The sequence below is a fragment of the Limnohabitans sp. 15K genome (assembly GCF_002778285.1).
Taxonomy (GTDB): Bacteria; Pseudomonadota; Gammaproteobacteria; order Burkholderiales; family Burkholderiaceae_C; genus Limnohabitans_A.
Window position 1 is genome coordinate 77143 of sequence record NZ_NESM01000001.1, and the last position, 26421, is coordinate 103563.

The window sequence follows — 26421 nt, forward strand, 5'->3', positions numbered from 1 at the left end:
TGGGTTTAACTGCGTTGGCGCAAAGCTTCGTACAAACACACGCCGCTGGCCACCGAGACGTTCAAGCTTTCGACCGCACCACGCATAGGAATGCTGACCAGCTCGTCGCAGTTTTTACGGGTCAACTGGCGCATGCCGTCACCTTCAGCGCCCAGCACCAAAGCAGTGGGCACCTTCAAATCGGCTTGGTAAATGTTGCGCGGTGCATCGCCGCTGGTGCCAATCACCCAGATGCTGCGCTCTTTGAGTTCACCCAAAGTGCGCGCGAGGTTGGTGACCATGAAGTAAGGCACGGTTTCGGCGGCGCCACTGGCCACCTTGGCCACCGTGGCATTGATGCCCGCTGCGTGGTCTTTGGGTGCAATGACCGCGTGCGCGCCCGCGCCATCGGCCACGCGCAGGCACGCGCCAAGGTTGTGCGGATCGGTCACACCGTCCAGCACCAAGAGCAAGGGCGGGCCTTGCACGGTGTCGAGCAGGTCGTCCAGCGAATGGTTTTGGGGCATGGGCGCGACCATGGCGACCACACCCTGGTGGCCATGGCCACCGGCCAGCTTGGCCAGGCGCTCACCGTCGGATTCGACCATGCGCATGCCCGAGTCACGGGCCTTGTCGATGAACTGGCGCATCCGCGCATCGCGACGGGTGACCTCGTAGTGGATTTCAACAACGGATTGGGGCGCGATCTTGAGGCGAACGCCCACGGCATGGAAGCCGAACAGCACTTTATGGGATGACATGCGGTGATTATCGTTGGTCTGCCGCCTTAAACGGATGGAGCGGCCGCCTCCGACAAACGACCGGCCTGAATCACCAAGCTGCGCTCGCAACGGGCGGCCAGTTGGCGGTCGTGCGTGACCAAGACCAAAGTGGTGCCTTGTTCTCGGTTGAGTGCGAACATCAAATCCATGATGGCCTCTCCCGTGGCGTGGTCCAAGCTCCCCGTGGGCTCGTCGGCCAACAAAACATCCGGTTGAACGACAAAAGCACGGGCCAAAGCGACACGCTGCTGCTCTCCGCCAGAAAGGACTTTGGGCAGGTGCTTGAGCCGCTCGCCCAGACCCACGCGTTGCAGCATGGCCGTGGCGGTTTTGCGGGCATCAGGGCGGTCCGCCAACTCCAGCGGCAGCATGACGTTTTCGAGTGCCGTGAGGTTGGGCATCAGCTGAAAGTTTTGGAACACAAAACCGACATGCTGAGCACGCAGTGCGGCGCGGTCGTCCTCGGACAAATCGAACAAAGATTGCCCTGCCAGCACCACCTGCCCGGCGGTGGGTGTGTCCAGGCCTGCCAAGATCGCCAGCAGTGTGCTTTTGCCAGAGCCAGAAGCACCGACAATGGCGGCTGTTTCGCCGGCGTTCAATGAGAAATCGATATCGCGCAAAATGTTCAGCTGACCGCTGGCATCCTGCACACTTTTAGAGACGCCACGAACGGCAATGATGGATTCAGGCATGCACACACCTTTGTTAAGACGTCGCCACTTTAACTGGACCCTGCTGGCCCTTGTCGGCTGGGGCCTTGCAGCGTCCGCCCTCGCCTCGCCATCCACGACAACGCAACGCGTTTTGGTGCTGGGGGATTCGCTGAGCGCCGAGTACGGACTGGTCCGGGGTACGGGCTGGGTGGCGCTGCTGCAAAAGCAACTGGCTCAAGAAAAACCCGGCGTGGAAGTCATCAACGCCAGCATCAGTGGCGACACCACCTCGGGCGGTCGCTCGCGCCTGCCAGCCTTGCTCAAAAACCACCAACCCAGCCATGTGATCATTGAGCTGGGGGGCAACGATGCACTGCGCGGCTTGCCCATGGCCATGACACAAGGCAATTTGCTGGACATGGCGCAAAAAGCCAAAAGCGCAGGTGCGCAGGTGATGCTTTTGGGCATGCAAATGCCGCCCAATTACGGGCCTGAAATGGCGCGACAATTTGAAGCAGCCTATGTCCAAGTGGCCAAGAGCCAAAAAGCCGCCCTGGTGCCTTTCTTTTTGAAAGGTGTGGGCGATGATTCCGAGCCGCTCAAATGGTTCCAGAGCGACCGCATCCACCCCAATGAAGCCGCGCAACCGCGCCTCCTCGCCAATGTTTGGCCCACTTTGAAGAAACAACTGAAATGAGCGTTCACCTGATATCTGCCGAACAGGCCATGGCCCAACTGAACCAGTTTGACGCCATCCTAGACGCGCGCTCTGAAGGCGAACACGCCGAAGACCACCTGCCCGGCGCCCTGAGCTGGCCATCCCTGAACAACGAAGAGCGCATCCAAGTGGGCACGCTGTACAAAAAGGTCAACCCCTTCGAGGCCCAAAAAGTCGGTGCGGCGCTGGTCGCTAAAAACATCGCCCGCCACATCGAAACCCATGTGATGGACAAGCCGCGCACCTGGCAACCGCTGATTTACTGCTGGCGCGGTGGCAAGCGCAGCAACTCGCTGGCACTTATCTTGGGTCAAATCGGCTTCAAGGTGCACCTGATCGAAGGCGGCTACAAGGCCTACCGCAAAGCCGTTGTGGAAGACACGCCACGCCAAGCGCAGCGCCTGCAGTTTCAGGTCCTGTGCGGCCCAACGGGTTCGGGCAAAACACGCTTGCTTCAGGCTTTGGCCCAAGAAGGCGCGCAGGTGCTCGACCTGGAGGCCATAGCCTGCCACCGCAGCTCGGTGTTGGGTTTGATTCCGGGCACGCCACAGCCCACACAAAAAGCCTTCGACACACAGGTGTGGGATGCGCTGCGGTCTTTCAGCCCTGACCGCCCCGTGTTTGTGGAAGCGGAGAGCAAAAAGGTGGGTAACTTGACAGTGCCTGCCGAGCTGATGGTGGCCATGCGGGCCAGCCCCTGCCTGCGGGTGGACTTGACGCTGGACAACCGGGTAAATTTGCTGCTCGAAGACTATGCGTTTTTCACACAAGACCGTGCCTTGTTTGCCGACCGACTGGAACGTTTGGTGGCACTGCGCGGCAAGGCCGTGGTGCAAGGCTGGCAAGAAAGAATAGAGCGGGGAGAAATGCGCGAGGTCGTGACCGAGCTGCTGTCAGGCCATTACGACCCGGGCTACGAGACTTCGACGGGCAACAATTTTGTGCACTACGCCAAAGCCCCCCTGATCACACCGGCCAGTCACAGCATGGCCGACATGCTGCGACTTGCGAGAGAACTGGTGCAGACCGCCTGAGCACAGGACTTTTGCAGGAGCCCCGCCCTCGGGGCGATGGGTGTTTTAGGCAGCGGGCGTGGGGAACTCGGTCTCACCTGGCGCTGCAGTGTCTGCTTCGCCCTCATCAGCCTCTACGCCCTCGATTTCAGAGCCGTCTTCAGCCAACAAGCCCGATTTACGGTCGGACTTGGCTTTGAGCTTGTCTTCTTTTTTGCGCTTCTTGGCCAGTTCTTTCTGGCGCTTTTCGAATCCGTAGTTGGGTGTGGCCAAGATGGCTCCTTTAATTTGAGCTGCCCAATGTAACAGCTTCTTCGTGCCTTTCTGACACGAACACGCTCACACGGTGAGCATGACCGTGCTCATGGCCAAGGCAAGTGCGCCCGCAAGGATTGACCCAAGTCAGAAATCAAGTCTTTGGCAAACTCCAGGCCCGTGGAAAAACGCACCAAAGTGCCCGGCTTCAAATGGACTGGCCAAGATTGGCGCATCGAGGCGATGTCATAAGGCACCACCAAGCTCACCGGGCCGCCCCAGCTGTAGCCGATCTTGAAAAGCTGCAGGCCGTCGCAAAAAGCGTCGACCTGGGCTTGGCTGAAACGGGCGTCGATCATCACGCTGAACAAACCAGCCGCCAAGCCCGTGCCAGGCTCACGTTCACACAAGGCTTGCCAATGGGCGTGGCCCGGCGCGCCCGCGAAGGCCGGATGCATCAGCTGTGCGCATTGGGGCTGCGCTTGCCACCAAGCGGCCAAAGCGCGGGCCGTTTGGTCGTGCGCTTTGTAACGCAGGTCCATGCTGGGCAGTGAACGCAGCACCGCCTCGGCGTCGTTGGCGGCCACACCCAAGCCCAAACGCATGTGGCACAACTTGATTTGGAGGTGCAATGCCGGGTCGCGTGTGATGACGCTGCCCATGAGCACGTCGCCGCCGCCACTGGGGTATTTGGTCAACGCATGGGCGCTGATGTCCACGGCCAGGCTGCCCTCTCCCCCGGCACCATCGGCCAACAAATCAAAAGGCTTAAAAGCCAAACCGGCGCCCCAGGTATTGTCCAAGGCGCACAAGACACCACGCTCGCGGCAGCGGCGCACCATCTCGGGCAAATCGGGAAACTCCATGCTCACCGAGCCTGGCGCTTCCAGCCAAACCAAGCGGGTGCGTGGCGTGATTTGGCTGGACAAATCGTCGGGATTCATCGGGTCGTAATACCGGTGCGTGATGCCAAAGTGGCGCAACTCACCTTCAGCCAAAGCTTTGTTGGGACCGTAAGCGTTGTCCGGAATCAGCACCTCGTCGCCCGTTTTGAGCACCGCCAAAGCCACCAAAGCCAAAGCGGCCAAACCGCTGGGCACCAACACGCACTGCAAGCCCCCTTCGAGGCTGCACAAACGCTCTTCGAGCATGTAAGTTGTAGGCGTGCCGTGCAAGCCGTAGGTATAGGCCGATTTGTCTTTCCACTCGCGCCTGCGCATATCGGCCACGGTGGGAAAGTAAACCGTGGAAGCCTTGAAAACGCCGGGCTGAGGGGCTTGAAAGTCACCGGGTGGCTTGTAAGGGTGGTGAATCAGGCCTGTGGTGTGGGGGTGTGGCGCATCGCGCTGAGTGTCGTATTGCATGCCCACATCCTAATGCAAACAGCCTCCACAAGGGAGGCTGGTGTCGGTCAGAAAAACGCTGACGCTGTCATGGGCGCTTTGGGCTCAGACGCTCCATTTTTCCAACAACTTTTCGGGGCGCATGTTGTCATACGGCTCGAAGGGCTGGTGAATCCAAGGGTTGGTCGGCAGGTCGTCGACCGAGTAATCGGCCTTGAAACTGGACACACCTTTGGTCCAGATCACAGCGGTGCGCAATTCGGTCACAGGCTTGTAGTTGTTCTTCAGCTGGTCCACCACCGCACGCAAGGTGTGGCCGGTGTCGGCCAAATCGTCGACCAACAACACTTTGCCAGCGATCTCGCCTTTGGGTGTGGTGATGTAGCGGGCGATGTCCAGGTGACCTTGCACCGTGCCGGCTTCGGCGCGGTAAGAGCTGGTGGACATGATGGCCAGCGGTTTGTCGAAAATGCGCGACAAGATGTCGCCTGGGCGCATGCCACCTCGGGCCAGGCACAGGATGTTGTCGAATTCCCAGCCGGACTGGTGGATTTTGATGGCGAGTTTTTCGATGAGGTTGTGGTACTCGTCGTAGCTCACGTACAGGTGCTTGCCGTCTTCGGTCAACATGGGGTCACTCCAATAAAACAGGGTTGAAATCGATGCGTTTTCGGGGCTTGATACTCAAGCCGCAAAGGGGTTGTGCAGCAAGATCGTGTGGTCACGGTCTGGGCTGGTCGACACCACATGCACAGGCACGCCGGTCACTTGGGCAATGCGATCGAGGTAATAGCGGGCTGTGGCGGGCAATTTGTCCAACTCGGTCACACCCACGGTGGTCTCGGTCCAGCCGGGAATCACTTCGTAAATCGGCTTGCAACGGGCGATCTCGTCCGCGCCCATGGGCAAGATATCAATCGTTTCGCCGTCCAACTCGTAACCGGTGCACAGCAGCAATTCTTTCAGGCCATCGAGCACATCGAGCTTGGTGATGCACAAGCCCGACAAGCCATTGACCTGCGCACTGCGTTTGAGCAAGGCAGCATCGAACCAGCCACAACGGCGTGAACGACCGGTGGTCACGCCTTTTTCAGCGCCCACGGTGGACATGTGATAACCGGGTGTGCCGGGGGTTTCCCAGTCGAGTTCGGTGGGGAATGGGCCGCCGCCCACGCGGGTGCAGTAAGCCTTGGTGATGCCCAGAATGTAGTGCAGCATGCCCGGGCCCACACCCGCACCGGCTGCGGCATTGCCCGCCACGCAGTTGCTCGACGTCACAAACGGGTAAGTGCCGTGGTCCACGTCTAGCAAGGTGCCTTGCGCGCCTTCGAATAGCAAATTGGCACCAGCCTTGTGGGCGTCGTTCAACTCGCGCGAAACGTCAGCGACCATGGGCAACAAATCCTTGGCGTAGGCCATGGCTTCGTTGTAAGTGGTGTCAAAGTCAACGGGCGCAGCGCCCAAGATGTTGACCAAAATTTCATTGTGCAATGCCAAGTTCTCGCGCAGCTTGGTGGCGAAACGCTCAGGGTACTTGAGGTCTTGCACGCGCAGAGCGCGGCGGGCCACTTTGTCTTCGTAAGCGGGGCCGATGCCGCGGCCGGTGGTGCCAATCTTGGCGGTGCCGGCTTTTTCTTTGGCAGCTTCGCGGCCCACGTCCAAGGCAACGTGGTAAGGCAAGATCAAGGGGCAAGCTTCGCTCACACGCAGGCGCGAACGCACCTCGACACCGGCTTTTTCAAGACCTGCAATTTCTTCGAGCAGTTTGGGCACCGACAAGACCACACCGTTGCCGATGTAGCACTTGACGCCAGCGCGCATGATGCCGCTGGGGATCAGGTGCAAGGCGGTTTTCACGCCGTTGATCACCAAGGTGTGGCCGGCATTGTGGCCTCCCTGGAAACGAACCACGCCCTGGGCGCTTTCGGTCAACCAGTCGACCAGTTTGCCTTTGCCCTCGTCGCCCCATTGAGTGCCGACGACGACCACATTACGGCCTTGCAACTTGTTCATGCTTGAAATGTTCTTTCTCAAAGAGCCTGTACCAACCATTGCCCAGCCGCTTCAACCAGTTCGCGGTCGCAATGGAATTCGTCTATTTCGCTTTCGTGCCCGGGCAACACACACACCACGGTTTCACCACGGCTGCGCAAATCGGCAATGGCCGAACGCAAGCTGACCGAGTTGCCCCAAGGTGCACGAATCACTGCACGCAGCGCCAAAGGCGTCACGGCCGACACCAATTCTTTCAAATCGAGGCTAAAGCCGACCGCGGGACGGTCACGGTCGATGCGGTGGCCAAACACAGCCCCCACACCGTCGTAGCGGCCACCGCGCGCCAAGGCATCGGATGCACCTTTGGCATAAATGGCAAAGCGCATGCCGCTGTAGTAGGCATAACCACGGGAATCGCCCAGATCAAAACTGATGGCCGCACCCGAAATTTGGGACGCCAACCAGCGCAACTGGCCCAAGGCTTCCGTGATGGCGGGGGTTGCAGGCAATTGCTGAGCGGCTTGCTCAAGCACGCTCGCATCGCCATACAAATTCACCAAAGCACACAAACCGTCGCGGTTGGCAGGCACAAAACCGGCCGTCAGGCGGGCGATGGCGCTGCCGTCTTTGGTCGCCAAAGCGGCGTGGATGTCGTGGCGCAAGCTTTCAGAAATCTGTTCGGCCTGCAACAAGCTGTTGACGATGCGGGCATCGGCCAAGTCCACCTGCAAATCGCCCACACGGGCGGCGCGCAGGCTGTCCAGCGCCAATTGCAAAATTTCCTGATCCGCCTCAGGACCGGCATGGCCATAAATTTCGGCCCCCAGCTGTAATGGCTCGCGGGTGGCGTGCGGACGCGCAGGACGGGTGTGCAGCACAGGGCCGCAGTAGCAAAGGCGCGTCAGGCCAGCGCGACCGAGCAAGTGGGCATCGATGCGGGCGACCTGAGGTGTGGTGTCGGCACGCAAACCCAAGGTGCGGCCAGACAATTGGTCCACCAACTTGAAAGTCTGCAAATCCAACGCTTCGCCCGTGCCGGTGAGCAGGGACTCCAAATGCTCCAGCAGCGGCGGCATGACCAACTCGTAGCCATAGCCACGGGCGGTGTCAAGCAGTTCGCGACGGAGTTCTTCGATGTGGCGTGCCTCAGAAGGCAGGACATCGGCAATGTGATCCGGGAGGACCCAAGCAGACATGTGAATGGAGGGGGACTGTTAAAAACGAGATTTTACCGGCTTGCAGGCCGGTTTCCGGGATTCAGTTCAGGAAACAAGCCAGAACATCACCAATCCCGAGAGGACCATGAACATGCCGAAGAAACGGATTTGCCCTTCTTCGAGTTTCAAAAGCTTTTCGAAGAGACTGCGCCATTGGGATGGCGCGATCATGGGCATCAGCCCCTCCAAGATGAGCATCAAGCCCAATGCCATCAGGAGGGTTTCGAGCAAAGCTTACTTTCGGGCAGGCGTGTTACTTGCCGAACCGCGCATGCCTTTGAAAAACTCGGAGCTGCCCGGATCGAGCACCATCACATCGCTTTTGCTGTTGAAGCTGGCTTTATAGGCTTCAAGGCTGCGGTAAAACTGCGCGAATTGGGGATCGCGACCAAACGACTCGGCATACAAACGCGCGGCTTGAGCGTCGCCCTGCCCTTTGATCTTCTGGGCCTCGCGGTAAGCGTTGGCCACAGTCACTTCACGCTGCCGGTCGGCATCGGCGCGGATTTTTTCGCCTTCTGCACCGCCGGTGGATCGCAATTCATTGGCCACGCGCTTGCGCTCGGCTTCCATACGGCGGTAAACCGACTCGGTGATGGTGTCCACATAGTCGGCCCGCGTGATGCGCACATCGACCACGTCAATGCCCCAGGGCTTGGCACCCTTGACCACCAACAACACGGCCGCCTTGACGTCGTCCATCAACTCTTCGCGCTTCAAGGACAACAATTCCTTCACGGTGCGCTTGTTGATTTCTTCCTGAAAAGCGTTACGCACCACACGGTTGAGCTGGCTGGTGCCTGACTTCTCATCCAAACCCACGTTGCGGATGTAGGCCTGTGGGTCGGCAATGCGCCAACGCACATACCAGTCGATCACCACACGCTGCTTTTCAGCCGTCAACATGGGTTCGTTGTCTGGGCTGTCCAGCGTCAACAAACGCTTGTCGATGTAATTGACGTTTTGCAGCGGGGGCGGCAGCTTGAAGTGCAAACCGGGTTCGGTGATCACTTCCTTGATTTGGCCCAAGGCATACACCACGCCAAATTGGCGCTGATCGACCACAAAGACGGTTGAGCTGAACAGCACAAAGGCCAACAGCAAGGTTGAAATCCACAATCCAATGCGATTCATTTTCTTTGTCCTTATCGTGGATCACGGTCACGCGAGCGCTGCAGGTCGCGTGAACGCGTGTCCACGGCCCCATTGACAACTGGCGTTGCGGCGGCAGGAACATCTGCTGCCGGCGGTGTCACAGCCGAAACCTGCTGCATGATTTTGTCGAGTGGCAAATAGAGCATGTTGGAGCCCTGCTTGCTGTCCACCAGCACCTTGGTCACGTTGCCGTAGATTTGCTGCATGGTGTCGGTGTACATGCGGTCGCGCATGACTTGCGGGGCCTTTTGGTACTCCGGCAAGATGGTCTTGAAGCGCTGGGCATCACCTTCGGCTTGCGCGACGATGCGCTCGCGGTAAGCGTCGGCCTCTTCTTTCAGGCGCGATGCGGCACCCACGGCACGGGGCACCACGTCGTTGGCGTAGGCTTGCGCTTCATTCTTGGCGCGCTCGCGCTCTTGACCGGCTTTCAGTACATCGTCAAAAGCGGCTTGAACCTGCTCAGGAGGGCGCACACCGCCTTGCTGCAAGTTGATGCCCACCACCTCAATACCCACTTTGTAGCGGTCCAGGATGGATTGCATTTTTTCGCGCACACGGGGGGCAATTTGGTCGCGCTCTTCGGCCAGGGCCGAATCCATCTTCATCTTGCCCACCACCTCACGCACAGCAGTCTCAGCCGATTGCACCACCGCTTCGGTGGGGTTGCGGCTTTCGAACAGATAAGCGCGTGCATCGTTCAGGCGGTACTGCACCGCGAACTTGATTTCAACGATGTTTTCGTCTTCGGTCAGCATGGCCGACTCACGCAGGCCTGTGGCTTTGATGATGGTGTCGCGGCCGATGTCCACCGAGCGGATTTGGGTCACAAACACCAACTCTTGGCGTTGAATCGGATAGGGCATGCGCCAGTTGAAACCGGCACCGACCGTCGAGTGGTATTTGCCAAACTGGGTGATGACCGCTTGTTGACCTTCTTGCACGATGAAAAACCCCGTGCCCAACCAGACCAACAAAGCGGCCGCCAAGACGACGCCCAATCCGAGGTTTTTGAAGAACACCGGAATTTTGGGACCACCGGAACCACCACCCGAACCGCCAGAGCCTTGTGGGCCGCCCTGACCGCCAAAGAACTGACCCAGTTTGCGGTTGAAGTCACGCCACAGTTCATCCAAGTCGGGGGGGCCACTTTGTTGTGACTGAGGACTGCGGGGCTTTTGCCAAGCATCTGGCTTGGGGCCAGGCGGTGGAGGCGGCACATCACCGCTGGGCTTGTTGCCATTGTCGGTGTTGGATTTGTCGTCATCCCGACCCCAACGGGGGTCGTTCAGATTGAACATGCCTCGGATCTTGGCGGGAAGCAAAGACCAACGCAGGGCTGGGAGTTGAAAATTCATAGTCAAGTGTTTTTTCTGAATGACGAACCCGCATTGTGCCGAATTCGATTGAACTTCAATTCAGATCTCCCAGATATTCCCCGGTCATGTCACGGGGATCTGAGGGTTCTGGCACAAGGGGTGGCAAAGCGGTTTTGACGATGTCCGCCAGAGCCGAGCGCAGCAAATCCAGGCCTTTGCCCGATTGGGCGCTCAAAAAAACACGCGGCACGGGCTGGCCGTCCATCTCGTACTGGTCTTGCAGCTGCAAAGGGTATCGTTCTGCTTCCAGGGCATCCAGTTTGTTGAAGACCAAAAGCTGTGGCACGGTTTCGGCCCCAATTTCGGTCAACACCTTTTGCACTTCGGCCATTTGCTCTGGCCAATCGAGGTTGGCAGCGTCCACCACATGGAGCAGCAAATCGGCATCGGTGGCTTCTTGCAAGGTGGCCTGAAAGGCCTCGACCAAGCCGTGCGGCAAATCGCGGATGAAACCAACAGTGTCTGACAAAGACACCGAACGCCCTGCCTCACCGAGGTAAAGCTGGCGGGTGGTGGTGTCCAAAGTCGCAAACAACTGATCGGCCGCGTAAGCACGCGCCTTGACCAGGGCATTAAAAAGGGTCGATTTGCCCGCGTTGGTGTAACCCACCAAAGAGATGTTGAAGGTGTCGCGGCGATCGCGCTGACGTCGCTGGGTGTTGCGCTGGCGCTTGACCTTAACCAAACGCTCTTTGATGCGTTTGATCGAATCGTTGATCATCCGGCGATCCAACTCGATTTGGGTTTCACCCGGGCCGCCGCGCATGCCGATACCGCCGCTTTGCCGTTCCAAGTGCGACCAACGCCGCACCAAACGCGTGCTGAGGTATTGCTGACGGGCCAGGTCCACTTGCAACTTGCCTTCGTGGCTGCGGGCCCGTTGGCCAAAAATTTCCAGAATCAGCAAAGTGCGGTCGTTCACCGGCAAGCCAATGTGCCGCTCCAAATTGCGTTGCTGCGCTGGGCTCAAAGCTTGGTCAAACAAGACCTCGACAGCGCCATGCATCAGGGCCAGTTCTTTGATCTCGTCGGCCTTGCCGCTGCCCACAAACAGCGCCGGATCTGGCGCTTTGCGTTTGCAGGTCAAGCGGGCAACCGGTTTCAAACCGCCCGATTCGGCCAGAAGACCCAGCTCTTGCAGGTCCGAGTCGAAATGCGCTCGCCCAAAGTCAACGCCGACCAAAAGGGTCGGCGCGGGGGTATTTGAATATGTTTCAGACAATGTCAGCACCCTTGGACTTTGGTGTCAAAACCAAAGCCACAAGAAACCCGCGTTAAGCGGTGATTTCACCCGTTTCGGGTGTGCTGAACGTCACGGAACGACCGGGGACAATGGTCGAAATGGCGTGTTTGTAAACCATTTGCGTCACGGTGTTGCGCAAGAGCACCACATACTGGTCGAAAGACTCGATCTGGCCTTGCAACTTGATGCCGTTGACGAGGTAAATCGAGACGGGTACATGCTCTTTGCGAAGTGCGTTCAGGAAGGGGTCTTGCAAAAGTTGACCTTTGTTGCTCACGATATGCTCCGTGTTGTGAAGTGATGAAGCTTTGACCTTACCACAGGCAAACTCAGGCGCTTTTGACGTTTCAGCATGTCCTCAAAGATCAACTGGCATCTTTGTCAGCAAAGGGGTTGGTCGACGTTTTCATCTCAATCCGCAGAGGCGTACCCGACAGGTTGAAGGCTTTGCGAAAACGCCCTTCCAAAAACCGTTTGTAGGTGTCGGTGACGTGTTCCAAAGAGTTACCGTGCACCACGATCACCGGCGGATTCATACCGCCTTGGTGCGCATAACGCAGCTTGGGCCGGAACATCCCGCCGCGCTGCGGACTTTGGAACTGCACGGCTTCAAGCAACAAGCGGGTCAAAATCGGGGTGCTCATTTTGCACATGGCCGCTTTGTGCGCTTGCACAATCGACGCCCAAACGGGACCCAAGCCTTGTCGCTTCTTGGCCGAGATGAAGTGCATATTGGCAAAGCTCAAAAACGGCAAACGTGTCTCAATGGAGCGCTGCACCAACTGGCGTTGGTATTCGTCCACCGAATCCCATTTGTTGACCGCCAACACCATGGCTCGGCCGCTTTCCAGCGCATAGCCCGCAATGTGGGCGTCTTGGTCGGTCACGCCCTGCTCTGCGTCGAGCAGCAGCAAAACCACATTGGCCGATTCGATGGCTTGCAGGGTTTTAACGACCGAGAACTTCTCGATGGCTTCAAACACTTTGCCCTTGCGGCGCAAACCCGCAGTGTCGATCAACTCGAACTTTTGACCCTGCTTTTCAAACGGCACCGAAATCGCGTCACGCGTGGTGCCCGGCATGTCAAAAGCGACCAAGCGCTCTTCACCCAACCAGGTGTTGATCAAGGTGGACTTGCCCACGTTGGGGCGCCCTGCCACAGCCAGCTTGATGACCGATGGATCGTCTTCGGTTTCTTCCGGTTCGTCGGGCAGGTTCAGCGATTCAAATGCCAACTCCACCAATCCGCGCGTGCCTTGGCCGTGGGCGGCCGAAATGGCAATGACCTCGCCCAGGCCCAGCTCGTAAAACTCGGTCAGTTGGATGCCTTCCAGCATGCCTTCGGCTTTGTTGGCAACGAGCAAAGTGGGTTTGCCAATTTTGCGCAGGTACTTGGCAATGTCGTGGTCTTGTGCGGACAAACCACCGCGTGCATCGACCACAAAAATCACGATGTCGGCTTCGGCCACCGCTTGCTGCGTTTGCTTGGCCATCTCTTTGTAGATGCCGGCGCTGGCATCGGGCTCAAAACCACCCGTGTCGATGACGATGAATTCTTGACGGCCTTGTTTGCCATTGCCGTAATGGCGGTCACGGGTCAAGCCCGCAAAGTCGGCCACGATGGCATCCCGGCTCTTGGTGAGTCGGTTGAACAGCGTGGATTTGCCCACATTGGGGCGGCCAACGAGGGCCAGTACAGGTTTCACTTAAAAATTTTCCGATCCATCATTCAGGGCGAAATCCGAAGACGCCCCCGGTGCGTGTCACCACCACCAAAGTTGGGCCAGCGGCCACAGGCTTGCCTGTGATGGCGCTGCCATCTGTGCTCAAACGCTGCAAAGCTTGGCCATCCTGTCGCGACAGAAAGTGAACCAAGCCCTTGTCATCTCCCAGCACCAAGAAGCGACCCATCACCAAGGGCGCACTCAAACCGCGAAAGCGCAGCGCCTCTTGACTCCAAGCGGGCTGCCCGCTTTGACGTTGCCAAGCCAGCACTTTGCTGTCGGACTCCACGCCAAACACAAAACTCTCGTCGCCATCCAAACCTTCATGTCCTTGCGCAGGGCGCGTCCACACCGTGCTGCCTCGGGTCGCATCCACACAGGTCACCGAGGCTTGGAAAGCACGAACACAGAGGGTATTGCCCATGCGGCTGACCCCATTGACCACGTCCACCAAGCGCTCAACTTCGTTGGTGCCGCGCGAAGAACCCACCAGGGTTTCCCAACGCACAGCGCCTGTGTTGGGGTTCAAAGCAGCCAAACGGCCGCCCCAGCCTGCCAACAGGGTGTCACCAAACGGAATCAGCAAACCCGCTTGTTGCAGCACCAAAGGGTCACCGGTACGTTGTTGCGTCCAGAGTTTTTGGCCGGATGCCCCATCAAGCGCAGTCACAGCACGGTCAGCGGTCAAGACAAAAATCCGACCACCCGCCACCAAGGGTGCGGTGTAAGACATGGCGGGCAAGCGAAAGCGCCAAAGCACTTTGCCCGCTTCGATCGCGACAACTTCGTTGTTTCGGGTGATCACCGCGAAACGCTGACCGTCCCCCCCAACACCGGCCTGAATGAGACTGTCGAGCTGCAAACGCCAAACATCTTGACCGTTGGCGGCATTGATCAAGGCCACTTGGCCAGGGGTAGACGCCACCGCGACCAACCCACCATGCACCGAAGCAAACAAGGGTGTCGTGACGGGTCCAATGTTAGCCGTCCACGCTTTTTGAACCGCCATTTGGCCGCTCACGCTAGGCAAAGCAGCGGGTTGTGGTTTTTCGGGTGAACTGGAGCAGCCCGCAATCGCCAGCAACAAAACGCCCAAGCAGGTCCAACGGGTCCCAGCGCGTGCAAGAACAGTCATCACTTTGCTGTCTCCGAAACGAGGGCTGGCTCAGGATCGATGCCCAAGGCATTGAGCTTGGCTTTCACCAGACGACGGTAATCGGGGGTGTCGGCCAATTTCTTCCAGGCTTGTTGGTAAGCGGAAACAGCTTCGGCGCTCTGGCCTTTGGCTTGCAGCACATCACCCCGCAAGTCAGCGGCCAGGCCGGACATCTCGGGGGTGAAATCCGAGCCCAATGACTTCAAAGCATCGTCGTACGCCTTGGCGTCCAACTGCAAAGCTGCCAAACGCAAACGTGCGATGTCACGGTACGCCGGGTCCGTTGCACCATTAGCCACCCAGTTCAATGCATCGCGAGCGGCATCGGCCTTGCCCTGGGCTTGCAGTGTTTTAGCGGCCAAGAGCGCGGATTGCTGAGCAAACTGGGTCCGGCCAAATTTGTCTTTCATGTCGGCCAAGCTGCGTTCCACACGAACGAGGTCGCCCGAACTCGCTGCGCGCTCAAGCTCGTCGTACAGCGCAGCAGCCTTGCCTGCTTGACTTCGTTCCCAGTATTGGTAACCGTTCCAAGCGGCGTAGCTGCCCAAAGCGGCAATCAAGACCCAGGAAATCAGGTTACCCCAGGTCTTCCAGAAGTGCTTGATCTGGTCAAGTTGTTCTTGTTCGTCAAGGTCGAGTGCTTGGGCCATGGTGACTTTGTATTTAAAAACGCTTCAAAGCGGGGATTGTAGGCTGTGGGCCCATTCGGCCACGGTGCTCAAGGACTCGGTGCGCTGGGCCCCCGCGCCGTCTCGCAAGGATTTGACAGCGACCAGGCCTTGGGCCAATTCTTCGGGGCCAAAAATCAGGGCGAAGCGCGCACCCGAGCTGTCGGCTTTCTTGAATTGGGACTTGATGCTGCCCATGCCTTCGCCCCCAGCCCCAGTTGAACCGGCATGCATCTGGGCTGACACGCCACAGGCGCGCAAAGTCTGCAACACCTGCATGGCCACAGGCAATGCGGTGGCCTCGGGAATGATCGCGTAAACATCCGGTGCCAGATCGGACAAGGCCTCGCCCTGCTCTTTGATGAGCTCAAGCACGCGCTCGACACCCAAGGCCCAGCCCACAGCAGGCGATGGCTTGCCACCAATTTGCTCAATCAGGTAGTCATACCGGCCACCGCCGCAAATGGTGCCCTGCGAGCCCAAGCGCGTGGTGATGAACTCGAACACCGTGAGGTTGTAGTAATCCATGCCACGTACCAGGCGCGGGTTGATGCTGTAGGCCACGCCATTGGCGTCCAAAATGGCTTTGACCGCAGTGAAGTGGGCCAGCGAAGCCTCACCCAAAAAGTCGAGCAAGCGCGGCGCGGCCTCGACCACGCTTTGCATGGCCGGGTTTTTGGTGTCCAAAATGCGCAGCGGATTGGTGTGCAAACGCCGTTTGGCTTCGTCGTCCAGCACGTCGCTGTGCTTTTCAAGGTGGGCAATCAAGGCAGCGCGGTGGGCTTGGCGCTCTGCGGGCTGGCCCAAGCTGTTGAGTTCCAAGCGTACGTCTTGCAGGCCCAACACCTTCCACAGGTCATTGGCCAACAAAATCAGTTCGGCATCCACCTCGGCGCCACCAAAGCCCAGCACCTCTGCACCGATCTGGTGGAACTGGCGGTAACGGCCGCGTTGTGGACGCTCGTGGCGGAACATCGGGCCCATGTAATACAGGCGCTTGCCGCCTTCGTACAACAGGTTGTGTTCGACCACCGCGCGCACCAAGCCTGCCGTGCCCTCGGGGCGCAAGGTGAGCTGCTCACCATTCAATCGGTCTTCAAAGGAGTACATCTCCTTTTCAACAATGTCCGTCACCTCACCCAAGCCACGCACAAACAGCGCCGTGGGCTCGACGATCGGCAGGCGTACATTGCGGTAGGCATAACGGGCCATCAAACTGCGGACTTGGCCTTCGAGCCACTCCCAGCGGGCAGAGTCTGGGGGCAAGATGTCGTTCATGCCCTTGACGCCGACCAACTTCTGGGCCTTGACCGTCTTTGCGACTGGGGGGGTCTTTGCTTCTAGCGATTCGCTCATTTTTGTTCTGCTGATCCGGAACCAAAACGGTTCTCAATGTAGTTTTCAACCAGCACCTGGAACTCTTGCGCAATGCCTTCACCACGCAAAGTCAGGCGCTTTTCGCCGTCGATGAAGACGGGTGCTGCAGGCGCTTCGCCGGTACCCGGCAGGCTGATGCCGATGTCGGCATGCTTGCTCTCGCCGGGGCCATTCACGATGCAGCCCATCACCGCCACCTTGAGGTTTTCCACACCGGGGTAACGGGCACGCCACACGGGCATCTGGGCACGCAAGAAATCGTCAATTTGTTTGGCGAGTTCTTGGAAGGTGCTGCTGGTCGTGCGGCCGCAGCCAGGGCAAGCCGTCACGCTGGGCACAAATATGCGCAAGCCCAGCGACTGCAAAATCTCGGACGCGATCACCACCTCTTGGGTGCGGGCTTCGCCCGGCTGAGGGGTGAGCGAGACACGGATGGTGTCACCAATGCCTTCTTGCAGCAGCACCGACAAGGCTGCAGCCGAGGCCACCGTGCCCTTGGTGCCCATGCCCGCTTCGGTCAGGCCAAGGTGCAGGGCGTAGTCGGTGCGACGGCCGAGTTCACGGTAAACAGCGATCAAATCTTGCACGCCCGAAACCTTGCAGGACAAGGCAATCTGCGCACCGTCAAGTCCCATGGCCTCGGCACGTTGGGCCGATGAGATGGCCGACGAGATCAGCGCCTCGTACATGACCTGACGGGCTTCCCAAGGCTGGGCACGCTGGCTGTTGGTGTCCATCAAATCGGCCAGCAACTCTTGGTCGAGGCTGCCCCAGTTCACACCAATGCGGATGGCCTTGTTGAAGCGCATGGCCGCTTCGATCATTTGACCGAACTGCACATCACGCTTGTCGCCCTTGCCCACGTTGCCGGGGTTGATGCGGTATTTGGACAGCGCCTCGGCACACGCCGGGTAGTCGGTCAGCAAGCGATGGCCGTTGTAATGGAAGTCGCCGATCAGGGGCACATCGATGCCCATTTTGTCGAGTTGGTCACGGATGTGCGGCACAGCCTGAGCAGCCTCAGGGGTGTTGACCGTGATGCGCACCATCTCGGAGCCCGCGATGGCCAATTCTTTGACCTGGATGGCGGTGCCGATGACGTCCACCGTGTCGGTGTTGGTCATGGACTGCACACGCACAGGCGCGCCGCCCCCGACGGTGACCACGCGCGAGCCCCAGACCACTTGGGACTGACGGCTGTGGCGCTTGGCAGGCGCGGCAATGGCGATGGCACTGGGCGCTGAGATGGGGGTGTCTTTGCTCATGGTTTCACCTCAAAACGGGCTGTATTGACTTGTGTGTGCGGCTTGAGGTCAAAAGCTTGGCCATTGACACTCAATTGAACGGCATCTGAGCGACCCACCACCACAGAAACGGGCAGTGAAAAAGGCAGACGTTTGGTATCGCCTGCGTTCAAAACGCCGTTCCAGATCAACTGCTTTTGGACATCTCGAACCTCGATCCAACTCATGTTTTGCGCTACAAACACCAACTCTGGCGAGACGGCGATCGAAGTTGGCAGACCTGGCTGAGCCACCGGTGCCGCCGTCGGCGCAGGTTCTTGCGATGGGTTGCTCAACCCAGCCTCGGTCAAAGTGACGGGTTCAACCAGCGCCACGGGAGCCAACGCGGGTGCCGTTGGCTCAGGTGCTGACAAAGTGGCGCGCAGGCTGTCAAACCCAGTCCATTGCGTGAGGTTGGGCAACCAAATCAAAGCGGCGATCAACAACAGCATGCCCAAGGCAATCCAAGCAATTTTGGAGGGAAAACCAGAGGATGGGCGACGCATGCTGCCCAAATCGGCGGGGGCAATGGTTGCTTGGCGCACAGCACCGTTCGACTCGAGGTAATTGGCCGACATGGGCATCAAGGCCAGGATGGGGGCTGGGTCCACGCGCAATTGTCGGCACACACTCGCAGCCAAACCGCGGGCAAATACGGGGCTTTGATCCAACAGGTATTGATCGGCCTCCAAGGCTTCGAGTTGGCGCACAGGCACCTTCAGGTTCACCGACAAAACCGCCAAATGCAGGCCCACCCTTTGGCGAGCGGCCTTCAAAAGTCCACCCGCCGTTGCAGGCGCAGAGACGTCGTCAGGCTGTGTGTTTTCAGTCATCACCAGACTCCTGGTCTTGAACATGTGAGACGGCAAGCGGTGTTGACACAGGCACCAGCCGAATGGTGCGCTGCTGCGCCATGCGGCTTTGCACTTGGGTGCGGTCTTTCACATCACCTGCCAGCTGGCCACAGGCCGCATCGATGTCATCCCCGCGGGTTTTGCGCACCGTGGTCACCAAACCCGCGTCTTGCAGTTGTTTGGCAAAAGCCTGCACGCGGGCGTGGGGCGAGCGCAGCAAGCCCGAGGCCGGGAAAGGATTGAAGGGAATCAGGTTGAACTTGCAACGCAAACCTTGACGGGCGTGCTTTTGCACCAAGTCCACCAATTGGCTAGCATGCTCAGGCTGGTCGTTCACGCCGTCCAGCATGCAGTATTCGAAAGTGATGAAGTCGCGCGGGGCATGGGCCAAGTAGCCGATACACGCTTGCATGAGTTCATCCAATGGGTATTTGCGGTTGAGCGGCACCAAGTTTTCACGCAGCGCGTCATTGGGCGCATGCAGTGACACCGCCAAAGCCACCGGGCAATCGGCCGAGAGGCGCTCGATCATGGGCACCACGCCCGATGTGGACACCGTGACGCGGCGGCGCGACAGGCCATAGCCGTGGTCGTCCAGCATGGCGCGCAAAGCGGGCACCAAGGCTGAATAGTTTTGCAGCGGCTCGCCCATGCCCATCATCACCACGTTGGAGATGACGCGATCGGGCGTGTTCAAGTGCTTGCGCAAGAAATGTTCGGCAAACCACAACTGAGCGAGGATCTCACCCGTGGTGAGGTTGCGGCTGAAACCTTGGTGACCGGTGGAGCAAAAACGGCAACCCACCGCACAACCGGCTTGGGAAGAAATGCACAGGGTGCCCCGATCGTCTTCAGGAATGAAGACCGATTCGATGGCATTGCCATCGCCGACATCGAACAGCCACTTGATGGTGCCGTCGGTCGAGATGTGTTGACTGATGACAGGCAGCGCCGAGATGTGCGCATGACCCTGGAGCTTTTGGCGCAAAGACTTGGCCAAGTCACTCATTTGATCGAAATCCGCAGCGCCCCGCTGGTGAATCCAGCGGAACAACTGGGTGGCCCTGAACCGCTTTTCGCCCAGCCCCTCGCAAAAAACGGCCAAACCATCCAGATCAAATTCGAGAAGGTTGGCCGTCATGGGGCGCTGGGACGGGCTAGGGCCGCAACGCGATCAGCGCGCGTAAACGTTCAAACCAGCGAAGAAGAAAGCGATTTCCACAGCCGCTGTTTCAGGAGCGTCAGAGCCGTGAACGGCGTTGGCGTCGATGCTGTCAGCAAAGTCAGCGCGGATGGTGCCAGCGTCGGCTTTCTTCGGGTCGGTAGCGCCCATCAGGTCACGGTTTTTGGCGATGGCGTTCTCGCCTTCCAAGGCTTGGATCATCACGGGGCCGGAGATCATGAAGTCGACCAGGTCCTTGAAGAAAGGACGTGCGCTGTGCACAGCATAGAACTGCTCGGCTTCGCCGCGCGACAGGTGCGCCATACGGGCGGCAACCACTTTCAGGCCAGCGGCTTCGAAACGGGCGTAGATCTGACCGATGACGTTCTTGGCGACGGCGTCTGGCTTGATGATGGAGAGAGTGCGTTCGATGGCCATGATTTTTCCTATTACAAAGTATTTTGATCAATTTTGCCCTGCGGCAAAGCTGCTTATTCTAACCGCTGCACAGCGGTTTTTATGCCCCAGCCAGCGATGAACCCACTGGGAAAAAGGCCAGAACGCTCACGCTCTGGCCAGGTCCGATTCAACGGCTGCGGCCGCCCCGGCCTGTACCGCCCGGGGCTTTTTTCAGGCGGTTGAAGCTTTCAGCCCCGATGTACTTGGCTTCGCTTTTCGGCGCATCCGACTTGGCATGCAAGCCAGAGCCGCCTGCGGCTTGGTTGGGTTTGGCCGCCGGTTTGGCACGCGGCAAAGCGGTGCCCGCCCTGCCCTGGCCACCGGTTCGGGGGCGTCGGTCGTTGCGATCGGTCCTGGACACCGGGCGCGGCACGGGGGTGCGCGTGCGGTCCAAGGTGCCTGCAGCGCGCATCAAAGCGCGGATGTCGGACTCGTCCAACTCCAGCCAAGCGCCCCGGCGCAAGCCGTGCGGCAAGACCATGGCGCCGTAACGGATGCGGATCAGGCGGCTGACCGCGTGGCCCACCGACTCCATCATGCGGCGCACTTCGCGGTTGCGGCCTTCGGAAATCGTCACGCGGTACCAGCAGTTCGACCCCTCACCGCCGCCGTCTTCGATCGAACCGAACTGGGCCGGACCGTCGTCGAGGTTGACACCATCGAGCAGTTTTTGCTTTTCGTCTTTACTGAGCGCCCCGAGAACGCGAACAGCGTACTCACGCTCCAGGCCAAAACGGGGGTGCATCAATTGGTTGGCCAATTCACCGGAGCTGGTGAACAACAGCAAGCCTTCGGTGTTCAAGTCCAAGCGGCCCACCGATTGCCATTTGCCGTTTTGCAGGCGCGGCAATTTGCGGAACACCGAGGGACGGTTTTGCGGGTCGTCGTGGCTGACGATCTCGCCTGCGGGCTTGTGGTAAGCGATCACGCGCGCTGGCGGTGGGTCAATCCGAATATGGATCGACTTGCCGTTGACCTTGATCTGGTCGCCGTATTGCACGCGTTGGCCGACGTGGGCGGGCTCGTTGTTGACCATGATGCGGCCTTCAGCGATCAGCTTTTCCATCTCCAGGCGCGAGCCCATGCCCGCTTGGGCCAGCACTTTGTGCAGTTTGGGCGAATCGGTCTGGGGCGCAAGGACGCGCTTGCCCAAATCGACGGTCACGTCTTCGGAGGCCTCTTCGTCGTCAAACTGGCCCGACACGACATCGGCCAAGGCAATGGCTTTGTAAATGGATTCACCGGGTGCCACCGACTGTGCGGCTCGAGCTTCCGGTGCGGTACGGGGGGTCGTTTGGGTTTTGGACGAACGGTTGTCGTCTTTTGGGGTGTTGTTCATTGCGGGGCGGACTCTTCGCCTTGCAGCGGACGGTCTAAAGGGTTAAGAGGGTCTTCGGAGTCCGCCACGATGGGCATTTCAAAAGGCAAAGCGTTGATCGCATCTTCAAGGGACAAGGACGGCTGGACGGGCAAGGCTTCCACCAAACCCGACAAAGCAGAACTTTGACCGTCCACTTGAGACAACATCGGCAACTGGTCGAGGGCGGCCAAGCCCAAATCATCAAGAAACTGTCGCGTCGTGGCGTACAGGCCAGGTCGGCCCACCGTTTCACGGTGGCCAATGACCTCCACCCAACCGCGGTCTTCCAATTGCTTGAGGATTTGCGAGTTGATGGTCACACCCCGAATGTCTTCCATGTCACCCCGCGTCACGGGCTGGCGGTAGGCGATGATGGCCAGCGTTTCCAGAACGGCACGGGTGTACTTGGGGGGCTTTTCGGGGTGCAGGCGGTCGAGGTAAGTGCGGAGTTCTGGGCGGCTTTGAAAGCGCCATCCGCTGGCCACGCGGGTCAACTCCAGGCCCTTTTGAGCCCACTCGAGTTGCAGGTCTTGCAGCATTTGCCGCAAGGTGTCGGCCCCGAGCGCATCGTCAAACAGCACGCGCATGTCGCGCATTGACAAAGGCTGGCCTGCAGTGAGCAAGGCCGTTTCCAGGACACGTTGGGCTTGCGCCGTGTTCATGTGTCGATCTTTCGGAAGAAGACGCCTCACGGCGTCGAAAAATGATGCCTCACGGCGTCGAAGGTCCAGCGGCTCAAGGGCCGTCAGAGCGTTACATTGTAGCTGAGGCCCCAATCGTCAAGGGCTTGCGCCATGTCGGCGGGCAATGCAGACCGAAGGTCGATCGATTCGCCGGTGATCGGGTGAACAAAGGCCAAGTGCCAGGCGTGCAAAGCCTGACGGTCCATTCCAGCGGCCTTGGCCCCACCATATACGGTGTCGGCCAACAAAGAATGGCCAATGTGCGCCATGTGGACACGAATTTGGTGGGTTCGGCCCGTGTGCAAAGTGCACTGAACCAAGCAGCCCTTGTTGTTTTGGTCCAGCACCTCGATGGTCGTCGCGGCCGTTTTGCCCGACTGGTACGTCAAGTCCACCACCGCCATGCGCAAACGGTTGGCCGGATCACGCCCAATCGCCGCCTCCACGGTCGTGGGCGACGGTGCCGTCCAGGGTTTGTGGGCGATGGCCAGGTATTGGCGCTTCACGTCACGGGCGGCAATCAGTTGCACCAGCGCGTCCATGGTTTGGCGGGTGCGGGCCACCACCATCAGGCCACTGGTGTCTTTGTCCAAGCGGTGAACAATGCCTGCCCGTGGCACATCCTTGGTCAAAGGGTCCAGTGCCAACAAGCCGTTCAGCAAAGTGCCGCGCCAATTGCCGGGGGCTGGATGCACCACCAAGCCCGCGGGTTTGTTGATGACGCGCAAATGCGCGTCTTCGTAGACCACGTCGATGGGCATGGCTTCCGGCACAAAAGCCTGAGACTGGGGAGTGGCGCGCAAGGTGACCTGAACCTTGTGTCCAAGACGAACCTTGGACGAGACCTTGGTCACCACACGACCGTCAATCAAGGCATCGCCCTGCTCAATCAGTTGCTGCAAATAGCTGCGCGAAAACTCGGGCACCATTTGAGCCAGCGCTTTGTCCAAGCGCTGGCCGTGTAAATCCATGGGCACTTGGCTGATCCGTACTTCCTCATCTGCAGCCTCAAGCACGCGCTCAAGTTCGCCCTCGTCCATCAAGGTCGAGGGGTCATGCATTTCGGGGTCGGTCGATATAATCAAAGCGTTCAACAGTTCAAGGGTGTCACAGATGCGAAGCTTCAGATTATCGGCGGTTCCTACTGGCCTGGTTTTGGCATTGGGACTGCTCCTGTCAGGCTGCGCCAACAACCCCAAAGATGTGACCGCTGGCTGGACACCTGAGAAAATTTACACCGAAGCCCGTGACGAGGCCAACTCCGGCGCTTGGGACAAGGCCATCGGGTATTACGACAAGCTGGAAGGTCGCGCCGCGGGCACGGTTTTGGCCCAGCAGGCTCAGATTGACAAGGCTTACGCCCAATACAAAACCGGCGACAAGATTCAGGCCATTGCCACTTTGGACCGGTTCATCCGCCTGCATCCCGCAAGCCCGGCTTTGGATTACGCGATCTACCTCAAAGGCTTGGTCAACTTCAACGACAACTTGGGGCTGTTCGCTTTCTTGACCCGACAAGACTTGTCTGAGCGTGACCAAATGGCGGCGAAAGAATCGTTCGAAGCTTTCAAAGAATTGACGACCCGTTTTCCTGATTCCAAATACACCCCTGAAGCACGCCAGCGCATGATGTACATCGTGAACGCACTGGCCTCTTATGAGGTGCATGTGGCACGCTACTACGCCAGCCGAGGTGCCCATGTGGCCGCGGTCAACCGCGCCCAGCAAGCGATTTCCGAATACCAGGGCGTTCCCGCCGTTGAAGAGGCTTTGGCCATTTTGATCGGCTCTTACGACGCCTTGGGCATGACCGATTTGCGCGACGATGCCAAACGCGTCTTGGAAAAAAACTTTCCCCGTTCAGACTACCTGACGGTCGGTGGGGTCAAAAAATCGAGCCCTTGGTGGCGTCTGTGGTGAGCTGACGCAAAGTTTCTAAAAACTCGGGATGCCCATTCAAGCGGCGCATCTCGGGCAAACCCCGAACCAACCTGCGGCCATAAGACATGGTGGCCAATCGGGTATCACACACCACCAGAACACCCCGGTCGGTTTCACTGCGGATCAAGCGCCCTGCACCCTGCTTGAGGGACACCGCGGCTTCAGGCAGCGCATGGTCGGCAAAGGCGCTGCGGCCTTCGCGGGTGATGCGTTGGCTTCTGGCCTCAAACAACGGGTCTCCGGGCGGTGGAAACGGCAGCTTGTCGATGACCACCAGCTGCAAAGCCTCGCCGGGCACATCAAAGCCCTCCCAAAATGAGGCAGAAGCCACCAGAACACAACCCGCACGGCCGTCTCCGCCGCCTTCCCGAAAGCGTTCCATCAAACGCCGTTTCGGGCTTTGGCCTTGCACCAAGACCTCCACATTCGCCGCCGGATCCAAGCGGGTCTGCAAATACTCACCAATGCTGCGCATGGCGTTCAGGGTGGTGGTCAACACCAAGGTTCTGCCACCCAGCAACGCCACGGCCTCCACCACCAGCTGCGCCACATGCCCCGCGTGACCGGGGTCACCCGGTTTGGGCAGGTGCTCGGGCACATACAGGGCCGCTTGTTGGGCGTAATCAAACGGACTGGTGACCTGCATCACCTGCGCAGACGTCAAGCCGCAAGGCTCGGTGAACCAGCGCAAACTCGGCTCATCGCCCAAGGTGGCCGATGTGAAAATCCAGGCGCGTTGGCCGACACCCGCACCCACGCCTGCGGCAGCCCCTGCGGGGTCCTCTGCCCCATGACGGGGATCACCCGCCATCAAGGCCTCTAGAGAATCGGGATCGGAATCGGAATTAGGCTGAGCCTCATTGGACAGCCTGACCGGTGCTGGACGCGTCAGCGTCGAAAAGGCTTGGGCAATGTCCAAAGGCGACTCGATCAATCGAAGCTGCGCACTGACTTCTGCCCAACGCACCCCTTCCGGGTCGGGGGCTTGCGAGAACAAATGCGCTTTTTGGGCCAACTCGCTTGCCCGTTCGTGCAAGCGCTGAAAGTCCGGGGCCAACTCGGTGACCATCTCCAAACCCGTTTGCAACTGCCCCAAAGCCTGAACCAACTGGGCCAAAGCGGCCGTCCAATCTTCGGCCTCAACGCCCTCGGGTATGGCCTCGGTCCAGCGCAAACGCACCGAGCCCCGGTGCATGCCCGCTGACAAGCGCAAATCGCGAGATGTTTTTTCCAGCCGATCGGCCAGGGCATGCCAATCCACCAAACCCCGCGCCAATTGCAAACCGGTGGCCAGCACGTCGCGGGACAATTCCAGCAACTGAACCGTCGAAAACTGCTTGCCCAAGAAGTTCACACCGATCTCGTTAAGCTGGTGCGCTTCGTCGAAAACGGTCACACGCACCGTGGGCAGCAACTCGGCCACACCGGATTCGCGCACCGCCATGTCGGCAAAAAACAGGTGGTGGTTGATGACCACCACATCCGAGGCCATGGCCTCTTTGCGGGCCAGGTTCACATGGCATGCGCGGTAACTGGGACAGCTCGAGCCCAAACAGTTGTCGCGTGTGGAGGTGACGAGAGGCCACAAAGACGAACGCTCGTCCAGGCCCGTCAACTCGGCCATGTCCCCCGTGCGGGTGGACTGGGACCAGGTTTCGATCTTGGCCAGTGCCTTCTGCGCACCCGGTTGGGCCGACTCGGCACTGTGCCTGGCTTGCTGCATGCGGTGCAAGCACAGGTAATTAGAACGCCCCTTGAGCAAGGCCACGCGGATCGGAAGCCCCAAGACCTCGACCAGGCGCGGGATGTCCCGGGAAAACAATTGGTCTTGCAGCGCCTTGGTGGCCGTAGACACCAGTGCTCTCTGGCCGCTCAGCAAAACCGGTACCAAATAGGCATAGGTTTTGCCCACACCCGTGCCCGCTTCCACCACCAGTTGACCGCCCTGCTCCAGAGTCTGGGTCACCGCCATGGCCATGTCGGTCTGGCCTTCGCGGGGCTGAAACCCATTCACGGCAT

Annotated in this window: 27 protein-coding genes; 3 read left to right on the forward strand and 24 right to left on the reverse strand. The window is 59.2% G+C overall.

Annotated elements, in window-relative coordinates:
• Positions 1-5: 5 nt before the first annotated feature.
• Positions 6-740: a 23S rRNA (guanosine(2251)-2'-O)-methyltransferase RlmB gene (rlmB, locus tag B9Z40_RS00360; protein WP_100171369.1), complete on the reverse strand. Its 735-nt coding sequence runs from the start codon at positions 738-740 to the stop codon at positions 6-8.
• A gap of 26 nt (positions 741-766) precedes the next feature.
• Positions 767-1456: an ABC transporter ATP-binding protein gene (locus B9Z40_RS00365; RefSeq protein WP_100171370.1), complete on the reverse strand. Its 690-nt coding sequence runs from the start codon at positions 1454-1456 to the stop codon at positions 767-769.
• Here B9Z40_RS00365 and B9Z40_RS00370 point away from each other — a divergent pair.
• Both B9Z40_RS00370 and mnmH read left to right on the forward strand, forming a co-directional pair.
• Positions 1455-2114 (forward strand): arylesterase, encoded by a 660-nt coding sequence (locus B9Z40_RS00370; RefSeq protein WP_100172823.1) that lies wholly within the window; start codon positions 1455-1457, stop codon positions 2112-2114. The genes B9Z40_RS00365 and B9Z40_RS00370 overlap by 2 nt on opposite strands.
• On the forward strand, positions 2111-3169 hold the full coding sequence (gene mnmH, locus B9Z40_RS00375) for a tRNA 2-selenouridine(34) synthase MnmH (RefSeq protein WP_100171371.1): 1059 nt from the start codon (positions 2111-2113) through the stop codon (positions 3167-3169). Before B9Z40_RS00370 ends, mnmH begins: the two co-directional genes overlap by 4 nt.
• 45 nt (positions 3170-3214) lie before the next feature.
• On the opposite strand, the gene B9Z40_RS00380 is transcribed toward mnmH, so the two are convergent.
• The 21 genes from B9Z40_RS00380 to B9Z40_RS00480 form a co-directional block, all read right to left on the reverse strand.
• The gene (locus B9Z40_RS00380) at positions 3215-3421 is read right to left on the reverse strand and encodes a hypothetical protein (protein WP_100171372.1); all 207 of its coding nucleotides are present in this window, start codon (positions 3419-3421) and stop codon (positions 3215-3217) included.
• An 89-nt stretch (positions 3422-3510) separates the two neighbouring features.
• The gene (locus B9Z40_RS00385; protein WP_100171373.1) at positions 3511-4767 is read right to left on the reverse strand and encodes a PLP-dependent transferase; all 1257 of its coding nucleotides are present in this window, start codon (positions 4765-4767) and stop codon (positions 3511-3513) included.
• An 84-nt stretch (positions 4768-4851) separates the two neighbouring features.
• On the reverse strand, positions 4852-5376 hold the full coding sequence (locus tag B9Z40_RS00390; RefSeq protein ID WP_100171374.1) for a phosphoribosyltransferase: 525 nt from the start codon (positions 5374-5376) through the stop codon (positions 4852-4854).
• A gap of 54 nt (positions 5377-5430) precedes the next feature.
• Positions 5431-6759 (reverse strand): adenylosuccinate synthase, encoded by a 1329-nt coding sequence (locus B9Z40_RS00395; protein ID WP_100171375.1) that lies wholly within the window; start codon positions 6757-6759, stop codon positions 5431-5433.
• Positions 6760-6776: 17 nt separating this feature from the next.
• Complete coding sequence (locus tag B9Z40_RS00400; RefSeq protein WP_100171376.1) at positions 6777-7937, reverse strand: ATP phosphoribosyltransferase regulatory subunit; 1161 nt, start codon at positions 7935-7937, stop codon at positions 6777-6779.
• Positions 7938-8003: 66 nt separating this feature from the next.
• A complete protein-coding gene (locus B9Z40_RS00405) occupies positions 8004-8189 on the reverse strand; it encodes a DUF2065 domain-containing protein (protein WP_100171377.1) in 186 nt (61 codons plus the stop codon).
• A 3-nt stretch (positions 8190-8192) separates the two neighbouring features.
• A complete protein-coding gene (gene hflC / locus B9Z40_RS00410; protein WP_100171378.1) occupies positions 8193-9092 on the reverse strand; it encodes a protease modulator HflC in 900 nt (299 codons plus the stop codon).
• 11 nt (positions 9093-9103) lie between these two features.
• Positions 9104-10471, reverse strand: coding sequence for an FtsH protease activity modulator HflK (gene hflK, locus B9Z40_RS00415; protein WP_100171379.1), 1368 nt, complete (start codon positions 10469-10471; stop codon positions 9104-9106).
• Between the two features lie 55 nt (positions 10472-10526).
• A complete protein-coding gene (gene hflX, locus B9Z40_RS00420; RefSeq protein WP_199172458.1) occupies positions 10527-11723 on the reverse strand; it encodes a GTPase HflX in 1197 nt (398 codons plus the stop codon).
• A 43-nt stretch (positions 11724-11766) separates the two neighbouring features.
• Positions 11767-12012, reverse strand: coding sequence for an RNA chaperone Hfq (gene hfq / locus B9Z40_RS00425; protein ID WP_019429044.1), 246 nt, complete (start codon positions 12010-12012; stop codon positions 11767-11769).
• 88 nt (positions 12013-12100) lie between these two features.
• Entirely contained in the window at positions 12101-13441 is a 1341-nt protein-coding gene (gene der, locus B9Z40_RS00430) for a ribosome biogenesis GTPase Der (RefSeq protein ID WP_100171380.1), read from the reverse strand.
• A 19-nt stretch (positions 13442-13460) separates the two neighbouring features.
• A complete protein-coding gene (gene bamB / locus B9Z40_RS00435; RefSeq protein WP_100171381.1) occupies positions 13461-14594 on the reverse strand; it encodes an outer membrane protein assembly factor BamB in 1134 nt (377 codons plus the stop codon).
• Entirely contained in the window at positions 14594-15265 is a 672-nt protein-coding gene (locus B9Z40_RS00440) for a tetratricopeptide repeat protein (protein WP_100171382.1), read from the reverse strand. Before B9Z40_RS00440 ends, bamB begins: the two co-directional genes overlap by 1 nt.
• Positions 15266-15289: 24 nt before the next feature.
• A complete protein-coding gene (gene hisS / locus B9Z40_RS00445) occupies positions 15290-16639 on the reverse strand; it encodes a histidine--tRNA ligase (protein ID WP_100171383.1) in 1350 nt (449 codons plus the stop codon).
• Positions 16636-17925: a flavodoxin-dependent (E)-4-hydroxy-3-methylbut-2-enyl-diphosphate synthase gene (ispG, locus tag B9Z40_RS00450; protein ID WP_100171384.1), complete on the reverse strand. Its 1290-nt coding sequence runs from the start codon at positions 17923-17925 to the stop codon at positions 16636-16638. Before ispG ends, hisS begins: the two co-directional genes overlap by 4 nt.
• Positions 17922-18776 (reverse strand): helix-turn-helix domain-containing protein, encoded by an 855-nt coding sequence (locus B9Z40_RS00455; RefSeq protein ID WP_158238042.1) that lies wholly within the window; start codon positions 18774-18776, stop codon positions 17922-17924. Before B9Z40_RS00455 ends, ispG begins: the two co-directional genes overlap by 4 nt.
• The gene (gene rlmN / locus B9Z40_RS00460; protein ID WP_100171386.1) at positions 18769-19938 is read right to left on the reverse strand and encodes a 23S rRNA (adenine(2503)-C(2))-methyltransferase RlmN; all 1170 of its coding nucleotides are present in this window, start codon (positions 19936-19938) and stop codon (positions 18769-18771) included. The genes B9Z40_RS00455 and rlmN overlap by 8 nt, the downstream gene beginning before the upstream one ends.
• A gap of 33 nt (positions 19939-19971) precedes the next feature.
• On the reverse strand, positions 19972-20397 hold the full coding sequence (ndk, locus tag B9Z40_RS00465) for a nucleoside-diphosphate kinase (RefSeq protein ID WP_100171387.1): 426 nt from the start codon (positions 20395-20397) through the stop codon (positions 19972-19974).
• Positions 20398-20545: 148 nt separating this feature from the next.
• On the reverse strand, positions 20546-21757 hold the full coding sequence (locus B9Z40_RS00470; RefSeq protein WP_100171388.1) for a pseudouridine synthase: 1212 nt from the start codon (positions 21755-21757) through the stop codon (positions 20546-20548).
• Complete coding sequence (gene scpB / locus B9Z40_RS00475) at positions 21754-22440, reverse strand: SMC-Scp complex subunit ScpB (RefSeq protein ID WP_100171389.1); 687 nt, start codon at positions 22438-22440, stop codon at positions 21754-21756. Before scpB ends, B9Z40_RS00470 begins: the two co-directional genes overlap by 4 nt.
• A gap of 83 nt (positions 22441-22523) precedes the next feature.
• Entirely contained in the window at positions 22524-23522 is a 999-nt protein-coding gene (locus tag B9Z40_RS00480; protein WP_100171390.1) for an RluA family pseudouridine synthase, read from the reverse strand.
• 52 nt (positions 23523-23574) lie between these two features.
• Here B9Z40_RS00480 and B9Z40_RS00485 point away from each other — a divergent pair, with 52 nt between their 5' ends.
• A complete protein-coding gene (locus B9Z40_RS00485; RefSeq protein ID WP_100171391.1) occupies positions 23575-24381 on the forward strand; it encodes an outer membrane protein assembly factor BamD in 807 nt (268 codons plus the stop codon).
• Here the strand turns inward: B9Z40_RS00485 and B9Z40_RS00490 are convergent.
• The gene (locus tag B9Z40_RS00490; protein WP_100172825.1) at positions 24347-26380 is read right to left on the reverse strand and encodes an ATP-dependent DNA helicase; all 2034 of its coding nucleotides are present in this window, start codon (positions 26378-26380) and stop codon (positions 24347-24349) included. The two genes, B9Z40_RS00485 and B9Z40_RS00490, sit on opposite strands and share 35 nt — an antisense overlap.
• Positions 26381-26421: the final 41 nt, after the last annotated feature.